The 18,086-nt window shown below is 72.7% G+C and carries 14 protein-coding genes and 1 pseudogene; 5 read left to right on the top strand and 10 right to left on the bottom strand.

From position 1 onward, the window contains the following. The 5 genes from NP075_RS15275 to NP075_RS15295 form a co-directional block, all read right to left on the bottom strand. Entirely contained in the window at positions 1-840 is an 840-nt protein-coding gene (locus NP075_RS15275) for a carbohydrate ABC transporter permease (RefSeq protein WP_227566573.1), read from the bottom strand. Further along, a complete protein-coding gene (locus NP075_RS15280) occupies positions 840-1,757 on the bottom strand; it encodes a carbohydrate ABC transporter permease (protein ID WP_227566572.1) in 918 nt (305 codons plus the stop codon). The genes NP075_RS15275 and NP075_RS15280 overlap by 1 nt, the downstream gene beginning before the upstream one ends. Further along, complete coding sequence (locus tag NP075_RS15285; protein WP_227566571.1) at positions 1,754-3,061, bottom strand: ABC transporter substrate-binding protein; 1,308 nt, start codon at positions 3,059-3,061, stop codon at positions 1,754-1,756. Before NP075_RS15285 ends, NP075_RS15280 begins: the two co-directional genes overlap by 4 nt. 156 nt (positions 3,062-3,217) lie before the next feature. Beyond that, on the bottom strand, positions 3,218-5,575 hold the full coding sequence (locus tag NP075_RS15290) for an FAD-dependent oxidoreductase (protein ID WP_227566570.1): 2,358 nt from the start codon (positions 5,573-5,575) through the stop codon (positions 3,218-3,220). Next, positions 5,572-6,303 (bottom strand): IclR family transcriptional regulator, encoded by a 732-nt coding sequence (locus NP075_RS15295; protein ID WP_227566569.1) that lies wholly within the window; start codon positions 6,301-6,303, stop codon positions 5,572-5,574. Before NP075_RS15295 ends, NP075_RS15290 begins: the two co-directional genes overlap by 4 nt. 239 nt (positions 6,304-6,542) lie before the next feature. Here NP075_RS15295 and NP075_RS15300 point away from each other — a divergent pair, with 239 nt between their 5' ends. After that, entirely contained in the window at positions 6,543-7,586 is a 1,044-nt protein-coding gene (locus tag NP075_RS15300; RefSeq protein ID WP_227566568.1) for a LacI family DNA-binding transcriptional regulator, read from the top strand. Positions 7,587-7,593: 7 nt separating this feature from the next. On the opposite strand, the gene NP075_RS15305 is transcribed toward NP075_RS15300, so the two are convergent. Beyond that, positions 7,594-8,526 carry an acetylxylan esterase gene (locus tag NP075_RS15305; RefSeq protein ID WP_227566567.1) on the bottom strand — a complete coding sequence of 311 codons (933 nt, stop codon included), beginning with the start codon at positions 8,524-8,526 and terminating at the stop codon, positions 7,594-7,596. 267 nt (positions 8,527-8,793) lie between these two features. Here NP075_RS15305 and NP075_RS19100 point away from each other — a divergent pair. Then, a pseudogene (locus NP075_RS19100) lies at positions 8,794-9,240 on the top strand (alpha/beta fold hydrolase); the annotation flags it as partial. A gap of 275 nt (positions 9,241-9,515) precedes the next feature. On the opposite strand, the gene gadC (NP075_RS15315) reads toward NP075_RS19100, so the two are convergent. Both gadC (NP075_RS15315) and gad (NP075_RS15320) read right to left on the bottom strand, forming a co-directional pair. Next, positions 9,516-11,162: a glutamate/gamma-aminobutyrate antiporter GadC gene (gene gadC, locus NP075_RS15315; RefSeq protein ID WP_207370142.1), complete on the bottom strand. Its 1,647-nt coding sequence runs from the start codon at positions 11,160-11,162 to the stop codon at positions 9,516-9,518. A 19-nt stretch (positions 11,163-11,181) separates the two neighbouring features. Continuing rightward, positions 11,182-12,588: a glutamate decarboxylase gene (gad, locus tag NP075_RS15320; protein WP_089798188.1), complete on the bottom strand. Its 1,407-nt coding sequence runs from the start codon at positions 12,586-12,588 to the stop codon at positions 11,182-11,184. Positions 12,589-12,884: 296 nt separating this feature from the next. On the opposite strand from gad (NP075_RS15320), the gene NP075_RS15325 reads away from it, so the two are divergent. After that, positions 12,885-13,301 carry a pyrimidine dimer DNA glycosylase/endonuclease V gene (locus tag NP075_RS15325; RefSeq protein ID WP_372456751.1) on the top strand — a complete coding sequence of 139 codons (417 nt, stop codon included), beginning with the start codon at positions 12,885-12,887 and terminating at the stop codon, positions 13,299-13,301. A 225-nt stretch (positions 13,302-13,526) separates the two neighbouring features. Here NP075_RS15325 and gadC (NP075_RS15330) read toward each other — a convergent pair whose 3' ends face one another. Together gadC (NP075_RS15330) and gad (NP075_RS15335) are read right to left on the bottom strand one after the other, a co-directional pair. Then, on the bottom strand, positions 13,527-15,203 hold the full coding sequence (gadC, locus tag NP075_RS15330; protein ID WP_227566566.1) for a glutamate/gamma-aminobutyrate antiporter GadC: 1,677 nt from the start codon (positions 15,201-15,203) through the stop codon (positions 13,527-13,529). A 24-nt stretch (positions 15,204-15,227) separates the two neighbouring features. Further along, positions 15,228-16,634 (bottom strand): glutamate decarboxylase, encoded by a 1,407-nt coding sequence (gad, locus tag NP075_RS15335; protein WP_227566565.1) that lies wholly within the window; start codon positions 16,632-16,634, stop codon positions 15,228-15,230. A 179-nt stretch (positions 16,635-16,813) separates the two neighbouring features. Between gad (NP075_RS15335) and NP075_RS15340 the strand changes: the two genes are divergently transcribed. Further along, positions 16,814-17,638, top strand: a complete 825-nt coding sequence (locus NP075_RS15340; RefSeq protein WP_227566564.1) for an alpha/beta hydrolase — start codon at positions 16,814-16,816, stop codon at positions 17,636-17,638. Next, a complete protein-coding gene (locus tag NP075_RS15345) occupies positions 17,635-18,081 on the top strand; it encodes a pyrimidine dimer DNA glycosylase/endonuclease V (protein ID WP_227566563.1) in 447 nt (148 codons plus the stop codon). The genes NP075_RS15340 and NP075_RS15345 overlap by 4 nt, the downstream gene beginning before the upstream one ends. Positions 18,082-18,086 lie beyond the last annotated feature (5 nt).

Here is an 18,086-nt window from a genome sequence, read left to right on the forward strand (position 1 = left end):
TCACCCCTTGACCGCGCCGAGCGTCAGCCCGGTACGCCAGAACCGCTGCATGAGGAAGAAGCCGATGACCAGCGGGACGACCATGACGAGCGACCCGGCGAGGATCAGGTTGTAGGTCGCCTGCCCCTTGTCGGCCTGCCACGCGTAGAGCCCCAGCGTGACGGGGTACAGCGTCTTGTCGGTCAGCATGATGAGCGGCAGCATGAAGCCGTTCCACGCGCCGACGAAGCTGAACAGCGCGACCGTCGCGAGCGCGGGCGACATGATCCGGGCGGTGATGACGCCGAAGATCCGCAGGTCGCCGGCGCCGTCCATGCGCGCCGACTCGATGATCTCGTCCGGGACCGCGCCCTGCGCGAAGACCCGGCACAGGAACACCCCGAACGGGCTGACGAGCGAGGGGATGATGATCGCCCAGATCGTGTTGGTCAGCCCGACGCTCGCGGCGACCAGGTAGAGAGGCACGGTGAGCAGCGCGCCGGGGATCAGCAGGCCGGCGACCACGCAGCCGAAGATCAGCCGGTCGCCGGGGAAGCGGAACTTCGCGAGCACGTAGCCGCACGCGCCGGACGTGAGCGTGGCGCCGATCGCCGCGGCGACGCCGTAGCCGACGGAGTTGCCGAACCACCGCGGGTAGAGGCCGGAGTCGCGGACGAAGACGTCCTTGACGTTCTCGACGAGGTTCATCTCCGCGAACCAGAACCCGTTCGTCGAGAACAGGTCGGGGTTCGACTTGGTGGCCGAGACGAGCAGCCACCACACCGGGAAGAGGAAGTAGATCGCGGTGAGCACCAGCGCACCGTTGACGGCGAGGCGGCTGCCCCATCCAGGACCGCGCATCACGACCGTGCTCCTCGTGTCTCGAGCTTGTGGTAGATCGTGGCGAGCACGCCGGCGATGACCGCGATCACCACGGACACCGCGGAGCCACGCTCGAAGTTGTTGGCGCCGAAGGTCTGGTTGTAGGCGAGCATCATCGGCGTCCACTCGGCGCTGATGGCCGTGGTCACGGTCCGCAGGATCGTCGGCTCGCTGAAGAGCTGGATCGACCCGATGGTCGACAGCAGGGCGGTCAGGACGATCTGGCCGCGGATGAGCGGCGCCTTGATCCGCACGGCCTGCACCCACTCGTTCGCGCCGTCGACCTGGGCGGCCTCGATGATCTCGCGCGGGATCGACTGCAGCGACGCGGTGTAGATGACCATGTTGTAGCCGGCCCACGACCAGACGGCGATGTTCGCGATGGAGAAGAGCACCCACGTGTTGCCGAGGAGGTCGACCTCCCAGCCCCAGGAGTGCACGAGCTGGACCACGGGGCTGAGCTGCGGGACGTACAGGTACGCCCACAGCAGCGAGGCGACGATGCCCGGGATCGCGTAGGGCAGGAACGACGAGAGCCGGAAGAAGGCCCGTCCCCGTGACGCGCGCGAGTCGATGAGCAGCGCGATCGCCATCGCGAGCAGCAGCGTCACGGGGATCTGGAACAGCCCGTACCCGAAGACGCGGCCGATGCCCGTCCAGAACGTCGACGACGTGACGACCTCGGCGTAGTTGGCCAGCCCGACGAACACGTCGGTCTGCGGCCCGATCCCGATGCCGGAGCTCTGCTTGCGGAAGAGGCTGCGCACCAGCGAGTAGGCCAGCGGGACGAGGTACACGCACGTGAAGAGCAGGACGAACGGTCCGGCGAGGACGGAGATGGCAAGGACCGGGCGGGACCGCCGCGTGGCGGCCCCGCCCGTGGGACGACGTGTCACGGCGTGGTGACCGTGATGCCGAGGTCCTCCATCGACTCGATCTGCTGCGCCTGCAGGGTCTCGAGCAGGTCGGTCAGCGTGCCCGTGCCGTCCTTGAACGCGGACATCGAGTCGCCCAGCGTCGTCATGCCGGCCGTCCACGTCGGCGAGTACCGCCAGGGGCGCATCGCGAGCGCGTACTCGGCGAGCTCCTGGTTGATCTCCGCGCCGCCGAAGAACGCCTTGACGTCGTCGGGCGTCGTCATCGCGTCGGTCTTCATGGCCGGGAAGCTCTTGAGGCTGAGGATCGCGTCCATGTCCGTGGTGAGCCAGTTGGCGAACTTCATCGCCTCGGCCGGGTGCTCGCAGCCCTTGATGGACAGCTGCGCGCCGCCGCCGTTCATGGAGGTGGCGACGTCGCCCTCCTCCCAGTTCGGCATCGGCGCGATGGCCCACTGGCCGGCGCCGCCGCTGACGTTCGCCGCGAGGAGCGGCGCCTGCCACGCCCCGCCGATGACGGAGAGCTGACGCCCCTCGCTCAGGTCGTTGTAGAAGGTCGGGTCCCACCGGTTGGTGAGGTTGAGCAGGCCCTCGTCGCGCAGCCCCTGCCAGTACTCGGCGACCGCCCGGGAGTCGGCGTTGGTGACGTCGACCTTCCACGAGTCGTCCGTGATCTCGAACCACGGGCTGGACTTCTGCGCGGTCAGGGACACGAAGTCGGTGTGCGAGTCGCCGCCGAGCCCGATGAGGTAGGTGCCGGGCGCCTTGAGGGTGACCGTCTTGGCGGCCTCCTCGAACTCCTGCCACGTCGTGGGGACCTCGATGCCGAGCTCGGCGAACTTGTCGGCGCGGTAGTACATCGCCATGGGGCCGCTGCCCGACGGCACGCCGTAGGTCTCACCGGCGTAGTTGACGAGCTCCCACGTGCTGGCGAGGTAGTCGTCCTCGTACTCGGCGACGGCCTCGGTGACCGGCGCGAGCGCGTCGGCGACGAGCAGGGAGGGGATGTAGTCGTAGGGCATGAGCATCATGCAGGGCGCGTCGCCGGCCTGCTGCGCGGCCATGAGCTTGGCGAACTGCTCGGCCCAGGAGCCGTCCGAGGTCGACAGCTTCACCTGGATGTCCGGGTTCGCCGCGTTCCACTCGTCGACCAGCGCGTCGGTGCCCTGGAGACCCGACCAGTACTCGATGGTGACCGGCTCGGCCGGGCCGGAGGCCTCCGGGCTGTCCGCCGGGGCCGGGTCCGCGCCGCCGCTGCACGCCGCGAGCAGGCCCGTCGCCACCACGGCGACCGGGGCCGCCCACCGCCACCGATTCACGCTCATGCTGTTCTCCTCCTGGGGCACCCGAGCACCAGTGCACGGGTGGGGGGCGGTACGTCGCCCCGGTCGTCCACGCTGACAGCGGCGAGGTTAATCGGTATACCTAGGGGTGTCAACGACCGTCGCCGACCGGTGCGCACCGCAGTCCGGGGCCCGTTCTCACACCGCGTAGCAGCGCACCTCGACCAGGGAGGCGGCCGGGTCGCCGTTGGTCGCGAGCACCACGACCCGCAGCGCACGGACGTCCGCCGGCACGTCCAGCCGGTGGCTCCGGCGCCATGCGGTGTTGCCCGCGACGCGCACCACCTCCACCCCGTCGGCCTCCACCACGTAGTCCCGCGGCGTCTGCGGCTCGACGTAGAACGGCGGCGTGCCGTGCACCTCGCGCAGCAGCGTGCCGGGGAACGTCAGCTCGACGCACGCGACGCGCTGCGGCTGCGGCCACGTCAGCTCCAGCCACTGCGGCAGCCCGAGGCCCGGGTCGCTGCGCCACGTGCTCGGACTGGCCTGCGGCCGCGTCGTGCCCGACAGCACCTCCCCCGGCGCGAACGCCTGCTGCGCCGGGTGCAGGCGGTACGCGAACGACCCGTGGACGTCGCGCCAGCGGGTCGCGGACAGGTGCCGGACGCCGAAGTGCCCGGGCAGGACCCCGCGGGCCGCGCGCCACGAGACGTCGGCGAGCGGCTCGGCCGTCTCGATCCGCAGCCACCCCGGCGCGCCCGCGTCCAGCCCGACGTCCCACGTCGCCCACCGGCCGGCACCCGGCAGCGCGACGACGGCACCCTCGGCGAGCACCTCCTCGCCGCCCTTGCGGCTGTCCCAGATCCCGTCGACGCGCACGAGGCGCAGCCGCACCGTCGCCGGCGCGTCCCCGTCGTTGTCCAGGCACAGGTCGACCCGGTCCAGCCGTCCGCTGCACCACAGGTGCTGGCCCAGCGCCACGTCCAGCCCCGACCGCTCGCGCGGCGGCACGCCGACGAGCCCGTCGAACGGCGCGCGGTCCTGCGGCGACAGGCCGACCGACGGCTGCGTCGAGGAGGCCGTGACCCGCGCGGTGCGCGCCAGGTCCGCCGGGTCGGCGTTGACCAGCCCGGGCACGTGGACGCCGTCGCGCAGCAGCTGCTGCTGCAGCTCGCCCACGAGGGAGCCTCCCGCAGCAGCGTCCTCGGCGAGGGCGGGCAGTGTCAGGCCGCGGCGGCGCAGCAGGGCGGCCGCGGTCCCGACGGCCTGTCCCATCAGTGCGGTGGTGCCCATGACGCGCACCGAGCCGAGCGCGGCGCGCGTCGTGGAGATGCAGCGCCCGGCGACGAACAGGTTGTCGACGTCCCGGGCCATGAGGCTGCGCAGCGGGATCCCGTACGGCTTGAGGTACGTCTCGCCGGCGTAGCCGGAGTCCTCCCGGTAGTTCTCGGCGGCCGCGGGCTCGGACGTCGCGGCGAGCAGGCCACCGGGGGTGTGCAGGTCCACGCCCCAGCCGCCGTGGCACACGGCGTCGGGGAAGACGCGGCGCTCCTGCAGGTCCCCCTCGACCAGCCAGTGCCGCCCGACGACCCGACGGCTCTCGCGCTTGCCCGGCACCTGGCCGACGAACTCCAGGGCGTAGGTGCGCGTGCGCTCCTTCATGAGCGGGTCCCGGTTCTTCATCCAGTCCCACACGCCCAGCGCGTGCCGCGTCAGCTCGTGGCGGATGGTCTCGTTGTCGTGGATCGTGTGCCACGGCACGCCGATCTCGATCCACCAGAACCCGCCGCGCGGGTCCGACGGGACGCGCCCCTGCTCGTAGAAGTAGGACGCGTCCTCGTGCCGCACCGCCCACTCCGGAGCCGTGTAGGGCGCGTCGCGGCCGACGTCCCGCGCACGGATGTGGATCGAGCTGCCCATGGTGGCCGTCGACGCGACGGCCGGCGCGTGCGGCTCGCCGTGCTCGTCGCGCGACTCGCTGCCCATGCGCCACTCGCACCCGGCGCGGTCGGCGACGACGGCGTCACCCGTGCAGTCGACGAACAGCGGCGCCTCGAGGACGAGCTCGACCTCGGCGGACAGCGTGCGGGCGACGAGCGCCTCGATGCGCCGGCTGGGCGCGCACGCCTCGCGCAGGTAGTAGCCGCGGTCGGTGTGCGGCTCGACGTCGGCCTGCCCGCCGCCCTCCATGCGGACCGCCAGGACCGTCGTGTTGAGGTGCAGCGTGAGGTTCGGCTCCCGCCGGCACCAGTCGTAGAGGACCTGGTCGAAGACCGAGTTGGTCCAGCCGTTCTCGTTGACGTCCTCGTGGTTGCGGCTGCGCTCCTCCGCCAGCAGCTCCGAGACGATGCCCGTCTCGCGCGCGAACGCGTGGTTGTGGCCGGCGCCGTGCACGGTCACCCGCATCTCGCTCGACGCGACGCCCCCCAGGACGGGCCGCTCGTGGACGAGGCACACGCGCGCGCCGCCGCGAGCCGCGGCGATCGCCGCGCACACGCCCGCCATGCCCCCGCCGGCGACGACGACGTCGAAGGACTGCTCGATCCGCTTGCTCACATCTGCTCCTCGAGGGCCGTACGGACGGCGGCGGCGCCGCGGTCGAGATGGGTCCGGGCGAACGCGTCGGCGCCGGCGGGTGCCGGTCCGACGAGCGCGAGGGCGAGCGGGGCGTTGCCCGCCACGTCGACGCGCACGGCGGCACCCAGGACGCCCGGGGCGTCCCAGGCGTCGATGCGCAGGACCCCGTCGGTGAGCCGCTCGCGGGCGCGGGCGAGGCACTCCGCCGGGCCGGCGGGGGTCGCCGGGGTCGGGCGCTCCCAGCCGTAGCGCCGCTCGGCGCGCTCCAGGGCGGCCGTCGCGTCGGCGGGCGGCAGGTCGAGCAGCAGCCGCAGACCGACGACCGACAGGTGCAGCGGGAACCCGCCGGCCACGCCGGTGATGGTCTCGGAGCGCTGGCTGCGGTGCAGGTAGAGGACCTCGTCGTGGTGCAGAGCCGCGAGGGTCGCCTGCATGCCGGTCCCGGCCGCGAGCGCCTCGATCGCGCCGCGCGTGCGCGCCACGGCGGGCAGCTGCGTGACGGCCTGCCCCGCGAGCGCCAGGACCCCGAGGTCGGCGGCGAACGAGTGGTACGTCGGCTTGCGCAGGTAGCCGTGCCGCACGAGGACGGCGAGCGTGCGCGAGACGCTCGAGACGTGCAGCCCGACCCGGCGGGCGATCGCCGTGGCGGTGAGCGGGGACTCCGCCTCCGCGACGATGCGCAGGATGTCCAACCCCGTCGTCAGCATCCGGCGACCATATTGCACTCATCGCAAAGTGCCAACCCCGGGTGCCAGCGGCTCCCGCCCCAGTGACCAGTGGTCACTTGGGCACGACTCCCCGTGACCACTGGTCACTTGGGGCGCCCCACCGCGCCCGGCACCCCTCCCAGCTGACCAGTGGTCACCCCGACACCCCCCTCCCCACCGACTACTGGTCACCAGGGCCGACGCCCGGTTCGCCCAGCCACGGCCGCTACTCTGACGCCATGCCGCCCGCGAAGCGCCGACGCGTGACCATCCAGGACGTCGCCGAGCTCGCCGGCGTGTCCAAGGGTGCGGTGTCACGCTCGTTCAACGGTGCCGAGCGCCTGCCCGCCAGCACCGTCCAGCGCATCCACGACGCCGCCGAGCAGCTCGGCTGGCGTCCCAACGCGGCGGCCCGGGCCATCAAGGGCGCGCCCGCGCACACGATCGGGTTCGTCCTGCAGCGCGACCCGGACCTGCTGGGGATCGACCCGTTCTTCCCGCTCTTCCTCGCCGGCGTCGAGCGCGTGCTCTCGGACAACGCGTACAGCATCACGATCCGCTTCGTCGCCGACGAGGCGCAGGAGGCGCGCTGCTACCGCGACTGGGTCGCCGAGGGGCGCGTCGACGCGTTCATCGTCTCCGACCTGCGGGACGACGACCCCCGGTTCGCCCTCCTCGACGACCTGGGCGGCACGGCGGTCGTCATCGGCGAGCCGCCCGCGGACGTCCACCGGCCCGCCGTGTTCCACACCTCCGACGACTGCATCGACGAGGTCGTCGAGGGGTGGGTCGCCCGCGGCCACACCCGCATCGGCCACGTCATGGGCGACCCGGCCCTGCAGCACGGCCGGCGGCGTCGGGACGTGTGGGCCCGCGCCCTGGAGCGGCACGGCCTGCCCACCGACGCCCTGGCCGTGGGCGGCTTCACCGAGGCGGGTGCGGTCGAGGCCACCCGGGCGCTCCTGACCGCGGCCGAGCCCCCGACCGCGATCTTCTACGCGAACGACGTCATGGCCGCCGCGGGGATGCGCGTGATGTCCGAGCTGCAGCTCGCCGCGGGGACCGACGTGGCCGTCGCGGGCTTCGACGGGATCCCGCTGGGCACCTACCTGTCGCCGCAGCTGGCGACGATCGACTGCGACTACGTCGAGCTCGGCGCGCTGGCCGGGCAGATCCTCCTCGCGGAGCTGGCGGGCCGGCCCACCGACCCCGAGCGCTGCGAGCTGCCCGCACGGTTCCTGGCCCGCGCCTCCTACGGGACGGACGTGGCCGCCGTCCGCTGACGGGAGGTCAGCCGCGCGCGAGGAACGCGCGCTGCGACGCCAGCAGCGCCGCCGCGGCGTCGGCCATGCCCGGGTGCTCGGTGTGCCCGTACTCGCGCACGTACAGCTCGCGCGGCCCGGCCACGGCGTTGTGGATCGCGAACTGGCCGGGCGGCGGCACCGCGGGGTCCGCGAGCGCGGCCGCGACGTGCGTGGGGACCCGCAGGTGGCGCGCGGTGGCGGCGGCGTCGAAGTAGCGGAGCGTCTCCAGGGCCTCGGGATGGTCCGCGACGTGCGCGCGGACGGCCTCCCCGCTGCCCGTGCACGGCAGGGTGACGCGCAGCGGGTGGTTCCCGAAGCTCGGCACCGACAGGCACACGGCCGCGATCCGCGGGTCCCACGGCGCGGCGAGCGCGCCGATCCCGCCACCGAAGCTGCCGCCCAGGTAGTCGACGCGCGTGGCCGCCGCGGGCACCAGCTCGCACAGCGCCGTGACGGCGCACCACACGTCGGCCGCGCAGCCGCCGTGGACGTACGTCTCGCGGGACGCGATGCCGTGCAGGACGTGCGCCTCGGCGGTCGACGGGATCCCCTCGACCAGGCCGCGCGACCCCAGACCCCGCGCGACCGGGAACAGCACCGCGGCCCGCTCCACCGGGACGACGGCCTCCGGCGCGAGCCGGCCGCCGTACCCGTGGGAGTGGACCAGACCGCGCTCGACCGGGCCGTCGACCGGGACCGCCAGCCACGCACCGAGGCGGACGCCGCCCACCGAGGTGTACTCGACGTCGAACACGTCGAAGCCCGCCATCGTGTCGGCGCTCGGCCGCGTCGTCGGTGCCGGGGCGACGGCCCGCGCCTGCGCGTACCGGCCCGTCCAGAACTCCGCGAGGTCGGCGGGCGCGGGTGGGGCTCCCACCTCGAGCAGCGTCGGCAGGGTGTAGCCGTAGGTGGGGTCCATGACGTCGATCCTCACGCACGCGGCGACACGGCCCGTCGCGGCGTCGCCCGATCGGACGTCACGACCGCACGGCGCCAGGGAGCTCGGCGACGAGCCCGGCGAGCCGGCGCGGTCGCGCCCGGGGCGCAGCCGTGCTGTGCTGCCCGCGTGGACGGCTTCCGGCGCGACGGTCTCGCCTTCGACGTACGCGACCACGGGCCGGGTGAAACGCCGGTCGTCGTGCTGCTCCATGGGTTCCCGCAGGACGCGTCAGCGTACGACGCCGTCGTGCCGCTCCTGACGGACGCCGGCGTGCGCACGCTCGTGCCCGCCCAGCGCGGCTACTCCCCCGGCGCCCGCCCGCGCGGGCGCCGGCCGTACGCGGTGCGCGAGCTCGTCGCGGACGTCGTGGCGCGGCTCGACGCCGCCGAGCACGCGCACGTCGCCGGGCACGACTGGGGCGGCGGGATCGCGTGGGCGCTCGCCGCGCACCGGCCGGACCGCGTCGCCTCGCTCACCGCGCTCGGCACCCCGCACCCGGCCGCGATGCGGTCCGGGCTGCTGCGCGGTCAGGCGCTGCGGTCCTGGTACATCGGCGCGTTCGGGGTCCCGCGGCTGCCCGAGCGCGCTCTGCTCGCCGACGACGGCGCCCGGCGCGCTCACCGCCGCGATCGCCTGGTACCGCGCGCTCCCGCTCGCCGGGTCGGGGACCGCGCGTGCCGTCCGGGTCCCGACGACGTACGTCTCGGCCCGTCGGGACCGGTTCTTCGCACCGGCGTCGGTCGCGGCGACGTCGCGCCACGTCGACGCCCCGTTCACGCGCGTCGATCTCGACGCCGACCACTGGCTGCCCGAGCACCGGCCGGCCGACGTCGCCGCGGCCGTGCTCGGGCAGGTGCGTGCCTGAAGCCCGCACGTCCCGAGCGGCCGTCCCCGCAGGCACGCGACCGCCCCGACCGACCACGATCGGTCGGGGCGGTCGGCATGACATCACGACCACCGCCCGGAGGTCAGCCTCCGGCGGTCGTGCCCGTCGGCGTCGGGGTCCCGCCGGGTGTGACGGGGTCCGCGACGGGATTGACCAGCACGTTGTCGCTCGTCGCCCGCTCAGCCGTCGTACGGCGGTCCCACCCGGGGCGCCGCAGCGCGTAGAACAGCAGCGGCGGACCGCCGAGCACGATGACGACGGCCGCGACGACGAGCGGGTAGGCGACCTCCGACAGCCCGGTGAAGCCGGACGGACGGATGAACGCCAGCACGAACGCGACGGCGCAGGCGACGAACCCGACACCCGCGACGAGCTTCATCGCGGGCGTGCGGTACGTCCGCACCACCTGCGGCTGGGTCCGACGCAGCCGGATCGCCGACGCGAACATGATCATGTACATGATCAGGTAGAGCGCCGCCGCCATGTCGACGAGAGCGATGAAGGCGGTGTTGCCGTTCGGCACGAGGACGAACAGCAGCGCCAGCAGCGTGACGATCCCGCCCTGCACCATCAGGATGCCCACCTGCACCCCGGCCTTGTTGCGCCGCTGCAGGGCAGGGGGCAGCAGGCCGGTGTGGGCCGCGGCGAGCAGCCCGCGCGAGGGTCCCGCGATCCACGTGACGACCGACGCGAACGCCCCGAGCGCGATGAGCAGCGAGACCACCGGCGTGCCCCAGGCCATGCCCCAGTGGTCGAAGAACTGCTGGAAGGCGAGGTTGATGCCGTTGGTCACCCCGAGGTCGCCCTTCGGGACGGCCACGGAGATCGCGATGGTCGGCAGGATGAACACCAGGAGGATGAGGACCGTCGCGGCCGCGATCGACCGGGGGAAACCCTTGCCGGGGTTCTTCAGGTCGTTGGCGTGGACCGCGTTGACCTCCATGCCGGCGTACGCGAGCACGTTCGACACGATGAGCACGATCGACGCGATGCCCGTCCAGGGCGGGATCACCGCCGACGCCTCCAGCGGGGTCTGCGACGGTTCGCCGGTGGCCAGCCAGATGCCGCCGAAGACGATCAGGAGCAGCGCCGGCAGCAGCGTGCCGAAGATGCCGCTCCACGAGCCGACCTTGGCGAACAGGTTGCCTCCGGCGAGCGTGATGAGGGTCGAGCCCCAGTACAGGACGAGGATCACGACCGCCGTGTAGACACCGTTGGAGACGAGCCGCTGGTCGCCCACGACGAACGACAGGCTGGCCGCGATGAACGCGATCTGCGTGGGGTACCAGACGACGTTCTGGATCCACTGCAGCCAGATCGCGAGGAATCCGACCCTCTCGCCGTACGCCTCGCGCGCCCAGGTGAAGATCCCGCCCTTCCACCCCGTGGCGAGCTCGGCCGCGACGAGCGCGGTCGGCACGAGGAACAGGATCGCGGGGAGGACGAAGAGGGTCACCGACCCCAGCCCGTACGTCGCGATCGCCGGCAGCGACCGCAAGGACGCCACCACCACGACCGTGAGCATCGAGAGCTGGAGCACGGACATGAACGTCGCGGGGCCGGCCGCGGGCGCACCGATGGCGGGTCCGGAGTGACCGGCGGGCTGCCGCGCCCCGGGCTCTCCGTAGGGGTGCGGCGTGACGTGATCAGCACTGGGGGCGTGCGTGCCGTCGGCACGCACGTAGGTTCCAGCGTCCCCGGGCACGGGGACGCTGCGGGTGGTGGACATGACAGCCTCCGTCCGTGCGTCAGTGGTGGAAGCCGGAGCGCTGCCTCTCGGTGGGCATCGGTCCGGTGAGGGCATCGAGGTAGGCGACCTCCTCACGCAGGTCGTCCAGGAAGGCCGAGGCCAGGTCGTGGCTGAACCCGTTGCGCACCACGATCCGCTGCACCGTGACGTCGGGGAGGTCGTCCGGCATCGGGTACGCCGGGACGAGCCAGCCCTTGGTGCGCAGACGGTCGGACAGGTGGTAGAGGTTCCAGTTCGTCGTGTACCCCTCGCGCAGCCGCCAGGCGAACACCGGGATGTCCGAGCCGTCGTTCCACAGCTCGAACGCCGGCATCTTCGCGATCTCGTCCGCCAGGTAGCGCGCGACGTCGTGCGACGTCTGCTGGACCGCCGTGTACCCGGCCCGGCCGAGGCGGAGGAACAGGTAGTACTGCAGCAGGACCTGAGCACCGGGCCGCGAGAAGTTCAGCGCGAACGTCGGCATGTCACCGCCGAGGTACGACACCCGGAAGACGAGGTCCTCGGGCAGCGACTCCAGGTCACGCCAGACCACCCACCCGAGACCCGGGTACACCAGGCCGTACTTGTGGCCGGAGGTGTTGATCGACGCGACCCGCTCGACGCGGAAGTCCCACTCCAGGTCGGGCTGGACGAACGGAGCGACCATGGCACCCGACGCGCCGTCGACGTGGATCGGGACGTCGAGGCCCGTCGCCTCCTGGATGCGGTCGAGCGCGGCGGCGATCTGCTTCACCGGCTCGTACATGCCCGTGTACGTCACGCCCATGATCGCGACGACACCGATCGTGTTCTCGTCGACGTACTTCTCCAGGTCGTGCCCGTCGAGGACCTTGTGGTCCCACGAGATCGGCACGTAGCGCGCCTCGACCTCGAAGTAGTTGCAGAACTTCTCCCAGCACACCTGCACCGCGCTGGACAGCACGAGGTTGGGCCGGTCCGTGGGCTTCCCGGCGGCACGCCGCGCGTGCTGCCAGCGCCGCTTGAGCGCCAGACCGCCCAGCATCGCGGCCTCGGACGAGCCGATCGTCGAGGTCCCGATCGTGTGCTCGGGGTCAGGCGCGTGCCACAGGTCGGCGAGCATCGTCCAGCACCGCGTCTCGACGGCCGCGGTCTGCGGGTACTCGTCCTTGTCGATCATGTTCTTGTCGGCGGCCTCGAGGTACAGCCGCGACGCGTACTCGTCCATCCACGTGCCCACGAACGTGGCGAGGTTGAGGCGAGCGTTGCCGTCCAGCATCGCCTCGTCGTGGACGATCTGGTAGGCCGTGGCCGGTAGTGATTCCTCGTCCGGCAGTCTGAACTTCGGGACAGCCGTGGCCTCGCCCGGACGGGCGAAGACCGGGTTCAGCTCGACCACGTCGGGTTCGTCGTGGCGACGAGCCGCTCGGCGAGTGTTCGTAACCATGGTGGTTCCCCCTGTGAGCTACGAGCTCGCGGGCGCGAGCCCGTGTTTTCACGATATGCCTGGCCCCAGGGTCGGATTCCTGCCCGAAGGTCCTAGTTCTCGCGCGGGTGGAGGGGCTTTCCTCTCGGCCGCGGCCGAGTGGCTCGACGCGCGGGCCTGCACGTCCCGAGCAGTCACCCCGGCCGGCACCTCCCCGACCGACCACGGCTCGGTCGGCTCGACGTCGCCTGACGTCTACGCACGGAGCTGCCCGAGCACCGACCGGGCGACGTCGCCGTCCGCGGGCGAGTGTGCCCGTGAGGCTGTGGCTGCACCCGGCGCTCCTCGACCGCGCCGGCCTCGTCGCGTGCTGGCGCGAGGCGCTGCTCGCGCAGGCCGTCCTCGCGGGCCGCACCCGTGGGTACACCCGGCACCCGCAGCTCGCACGGTTCCGTGCGCACCCCGAGCCGGAGGTCGCGATCGCCGCGTACCTGCACGCCGTCGCCGACGAGGCGAAGACCCGCGGTTACCGCTTCGACACGACCCGCATCGAGGCCACCGCATCCGAGCGGATCGGCACCACACCACGGATCCCGGTGACCGACGGGCAGCTCGCGCTCGAGTGGCGGCACCTGCTCGCCAAGCTCGAGGTCCGCTCGCCCGAGCGGTGGACGCAGTCGGTGCAGGCCGGCCAGCCGTTACCGCACCCCCCTGCTCGTCGTCGTCCCGGGTGACGTCGAGGAGTGGGAGCGGGCGACCTGACGCGCTCGTCGGGCGCCCTGGCGGACCACCTCGAACGGGGCCCGCCCGGACACCCGGCCCTCGATGCCGGCCGTGACGAACTCCTCGGCGCGAGCTGTTCGACGGTCTCGAGGCCGGGTGCACGCGTGACCCCGTCGGCCGACGACGTGCCGGACGGCGGGGACCCGTGTCACGGGTCCCCGGCGTCCGGCCGTCCGCTAGCTCGTCGCGGGCCGGCCGGTGCCCGGCTGCCCAGTTCCCGGAGGCGGGGGTGACGACCCCGCGGAGGAGGGTGCCGACCCCGCGGGTGCGGGGTTGACGAGCACGCTGTCAGTGGTCGCGCGCTCCTCCGCGGTGCGCTTGTCCCACGCCGGCTTGCGCAGCGCGTAGAAGAGCAGCGGTGGGCCGCCGAGGACGATGACCACCAGTCCCACGACGAGCGGGTACCCCACCTCGGAGAGGCCGGTGAAGCCCGACGGCCGGATGAACGCGAGCACGAACGCGATGGCGCTGAAGGCCAGGCCGACGCCGGCGACGAGCTTCATCGCCGGTGTCCGGTACGTGCGGACGACGTCCGGCTGCGTACGACGCAGACGGATCGCCGCGGCGAACATGAGCATGTACATGATCAGGTACAGCGCGGCGGCCATGTCGACGAGAGCGATGAACGCGGTGTTCCCGTTCGGCACCAGCACGAACAGCAGCGCCAGCAGCGTGACGATGAGGCCCTGGACGCCGAGGATGCCGACCTGCACCCCGGCCTTGTTGCGGCGCTGGAGCGCCGGCGGGAGCAGACCGGTGCGGGCCGCGGCCAGCAGACCGCGCGACGGGCCGGCGATCCACGTGACGACGGACGCGAACGCCCCGAGCGCGATCAGCAGGGAGATCGCCGGCGTCCCCCAGGGGATACCCCAGTGGTCGAAGAACTCCTGGAAGGCCAGGTTGATCCCGTTGGTGACGCCCAGCTCCTTCTTGGGCACGGCCACGGAGATCGCGATGGTCGGCAGGATGAACACCAGCAGGATGAGGCCGGTCGCGATCGCGATCGACCGGGGGAACCCGCGGCCGGGGTTCTTCATGTCGTTGGCGTGCACGGCGTTGACCTCCATCCCCGCGTACGCGAGGACGTTGGACACGATGAGCACGATCGACGCGATGCCCGTCCACGGCGGGATGACGGCGGACGCCTCCAGCGGCGTCTCCGACCGTTCGCCGGTGCCCAGCCAGATCGCGCCGAACGCGATGAGCAGGACCGCAGGCAGGAGCGTGCCGAAGATCCCGCTCCACGACCCGACCTTGGCGAACAGGTTGCCGCCCGCCAGCGTGATCAGGGTCGACCCCCAGTACAGGACGAGGATGACCACGGCCGTGTACAGGCCGTTGTTCGCCAGGCCCTGGTCGTTGATGACGAACGACAGGCTCGCCGCGATGAACGCGATCTGCGTCGGGTACCAGACGACGTTCTGGATCCACTGCAGCCAGATGGCGACGAAGCCGACGCGTTCGCCGAACGCCTCGCGCGCCCACGTGAAGACGCCACCCTTCCAGCCCGTGGCGAGCTCGGCGGCGACGAGGGCCGTGGGCACGAGGAACACGATCGCGGGGATGATGAACAGCGTCACGGACCCGAGCCCGTAGGTCGCGATCGCCGGGAGGGAGCGCAGCGACGCGACCACCACGACGGTGAGCATCGCGAGCTGCAGGACGGACATGTAGGTGGCCGGGCCGACGGCCGGCGCGCCGATCGCGGGGCCGGTGTGATCGGGCGGCGTGCGCGCGCCCGGCTTGCCGAACGGGTGCGGCTTGACGTGGTCGGCGGACGGCGCGTGCGTGCCGTCAGCCCGGACGTGCGGACCGGTGCCACCGGATGCGGGCGTGCTGCTCTGCGCAGACATAGGTCTCCCCCTGCCTGTCCTGGCTCAGTGGTGGAAGCCGGAGCGGTGGCCCTCGGCCGGCATGGGACCGGTGAGGGCGTCGAGGTAGGCGACCTCGTCGCGCAGGTCGTCCAGGAAGGCCGAGGCCAGGTCATGGCTGAACCCGTTGCGGACCACGATGCGCTGGACGGTGAGGCCCGTGAGGTCGTCGGGCATCGGGTACGCGGGCACCAGCCAGCCCTTCGTCCGCAGCCGCTCGGACAGGTGGTAGAGGTTCCAGTTGGCCGTGTGCCCCTCGCGCAGCCGCCAGGCGAACACCGGGATGTCCGAGCCGTCGTTCCACAGCTCGAACGCGGGCATCTTCGCGATCTCGCCCGAGAGGTAGAGCGCGACGTCCCGCGACGTCCGCTGCACCGCCTCGTACCCCGCGCGGCCGAGCCGGATGAACAGGTAGTACTGCAGGAGCACCTGGGCGCCGGGCCGCGAGAAGTTCAGCGCGAACGTCGGCATGTCGCCACCGAGGTACGACACCCGGAAGACCAGGTCCTCGGGCAGCGACTCGAGGTCACGCCACACCACCCAGCCGAGCCCGGGGTACACCAGGCCGTACTTGTGGCCCGAGGTGTTGATCGACGCGACACGCGCCACGCGGAAGTCCCACTCCAGGTCGGGCTGGACGAACGGCGCGATCATGCCGCCGGACGCGCCGTCGACGTGGATGGGCACGTCGAGGCCCGTCGACTCCTGGATGCGGTCGAGTGCCGCCGCGATCTGCGCGACCGGCTCGTACATGCCGGTGTAGGTCACGCCCATGATCGCGACGACGCCGATCGTGTTCTCGTCGACGTACTTCTCCAGGTCGTGCCCGTCGAGCACCTTGTGCTCCAGCGAGATCGGCACGTAGCGGGCCTCGACCTCGAAGTAGTTGCAGAACTTCTCCCAGCAGACCTGCACCGCGCTGGACAGCACGAGGTTGGGCTTGTCCGTCGGCTTGCCGGCCTCACGGCGCGCGTGCTGCCAGCGACGCTTGAGGGCCAGCCCACCGAGCATCGCCGCCTCGGAGGAGCCGATGGTGGACGTCCCGATCGTGTTCCGCGGGTCCGGGGCGTGCCACAGGTCGGCGAGCATCGTCCAGCACCGCGTCTCGACGGCGGCCGTCTGGGGGTACTCGTCCTTGTCGATCATGTTCTTGTCGGCGGCCTCGATGTACAGCCGCGACGCGTGCTCGTCCATCCACGTGCCGACGAACGTCGCGAGGTTCAGCCGCGCGTTCCCGTCGAGCATCGCCTCGTCGTGGACGATCTGGTAGGCCGTCTCAGGCAGCGCCTCGTCGGCCGGGAAGTCGAACTTGGGGATGGCGGTGGCCTCCCCCGGCCGGGCGAAGACCGGATTGAGCTCGACGACCTCGGGCTCACCCTCGTGCCGCTTGGCTCGACGCGTGTTCGTGACCATGTTCAGCCCCCCCGCTGAGTGCGACCCCGTAGGACACGGGGCTCATTTCCGACAGTAAGGGGTGTTTCGCCCACGCGCAGCGCGGGCGCGGGACGCCCGACCGGGCGGTCGAGCCGACCTCGCCTGCGAGGGCCGCGCCCCCGCTCGCCGGCCCGACTCCCGCGTGCTGTGCTGCGGGGATGGACGGCTACCTGCGCGACGCCCTCTGGTTCGACGTGCGCGACCAGGGCCCCACCGACGGCGCGCCGGTCGTGGTGCTGCTGCACGGGTTCCCGCAGGACGGGTCGGCGTACGACGCGGTGGTGCCGCTGCTCGTCGACGCGGGCGTGCGCGTGCTCGTCCCCGACCAGCGCGGCTACAGCCCGCGCGCCCGCCCGCCCGGGCGACGGCCGTACGTCGTGCCGGAGCTCGTGGCGGACGTCGTCGCGCTGCTCGACACCGCGGGCGTGGCCGAGGCCCACGTGGTGGGCCACGACTGGGGCGGCGCGGTCGCCTGGGCCCTCGCCGCGCGGCGCCCGGGGCGGGTCGCGTCGCTCACCGCCCTGGGCACGCCGCATCCCGCGGCGATGCGCGCCGGCCTGCTGCGGGGTCAGGCACTGCGCTCCTGGTACGTGGGTGCGTTCCAGCTCCCGCGCCTGCCGGAGCGCGCGCTGCTCGCGCACGACGGCGCCCGCCTGCGGGACGCGCTGGTCCGCACCGGTCTCGCGCCCCACCGCGCGGACCGCTACGTCGCGCGCATGTCGCGCCCCGGCGCGCTGACCGCCGCGCTGGCCTGGTACCGCGCGCTGGGCGTGCCGAGCAGCGGCAGCACGGGACGGGTCCGCGTCCCCACGACGTACGTGTCGGCACGCCGCGACCCGTTCTTCGCACCCGCGTCGGTCGCGGCGACGGCCGGGCACGTGGACGCGCCGTACACGCGCGTCGACCTCGACGTCGGCCACTGGCTGCCGGAGCACCGGCCCTCCGACGTCGCCGCGGCCGTCCTCGGCCAGGTGCGCGCGTGAGGCTGTGGTCCCTGCACCCGTCGTCGCTGGACCGGCAGGGCCTGACGGCGTGCTGGCGCGAGGGCCTGCTCGCACAGGCCGTCCTGGCAGGCCGGACGCGGGGGTACACGCAGCACCCGCAGCTCGTGCGGTTCCAGCAGCAGCCGGAGCCGCTGGTCGCGGTCGCGGCGTACCTGCACCCGGTGGCCGACGAGGCCCGTGCCCGCGGCTACCGCTTCGACAGGACGCGCGTGGACGTGCCGGACTCCCCGCGGACGCGCGCGACGCCGCGGATCCCGGTCACCGACGGCCAGCTCGACCTCGAGTGGCACCACCTGCTGCGCAAGCTCGCCGTCCGCTCCCCCGACCGGTACGCCGCGGCCGAGCGCGCGGGCGGCCCGACGCCGCACCCGCTGTTCGTCGTCGTGCCGGGGGACGTGGAGACGTGGGAGCGGGCGGGCTGACGACG

It is taken from the genome of Cellulomonas wangsupingiae, assembly GCF_024508275.1.
Lineage (GTDB): Bacteria > Actinomycetota > Actinomycetes > Actinomycetales > Cellulomonadaceae > Cellulomonas > Cellulomonas wangsupingiae.

Coding starts and splice junctions, on each gene's coding strand:
- NP075_RS15275 (WP_227566573.1), bottom strand. CDS start 840: ATGCGCGGTCCTGGATGGGGCAGCCGCCTCGCCGTCAACGGTGCGCTG.
- NP075_RS15285 (WP_227566571.1), bottom strand. CDS start 3,061: ATGAGCGTGAATCGGTGGCGGTGGGCGGCCCCGGTCGCCGTGGTGGCG.
- NP075_RS15295 (WP_227566569.1), bottom strand. CDS start 6,303: ATGCTGACGACGGGGTTGGACATCCTGCGCATCGTCGCGGAGGCGGAG.
- NP075_RS15300 (WP_227566568.1), top strand. CDS start 6,543: ATGCCGCCCGCGAAGCGCCGACGCGTGACCATCCAGGACGTCGCCGAG.
- NP075_RS15305 (WP_227566567.1), bottom strand. CDS start 8,526: ATGGACCCCACCTACGGCTACACCCTGCCGACGCTGCTCGAGGTGGGA.
- gadC (WP_207370142.1), bottom strand. CDS start 11,162: ATGTCCACCACCCGCAGCGTCCCCGTGCCCGGGGACGCTGGAACCTAC.
- gad (WP_089798188.1), bottom strand. CDS start 12,588: ATGGTTACGAACACTCGCCGAGCGGCTCGTCGCCACGACGAACCCGAC.
- gadC (WP_227566566.1), bottom strand. CDS start 15,203: ATGTCTGCGCAGAGCAGCACGCCCGCATCCGGTGGCACCGGTCCGCAC.
- gad (WP_227566565.1), bottom strand. CDS start 16,634: ATGGTCACGAACACGCGTCGAGCCAAGCGGCACGAGGGTGAGCCCGAG.
- NP075_RS15340 (WP_227566564.1), top strand. CDS start 16,814: ATGGACGGCTACCTGCGCGACGCCCTCTGGTTCGACGTGCGCGACCAG.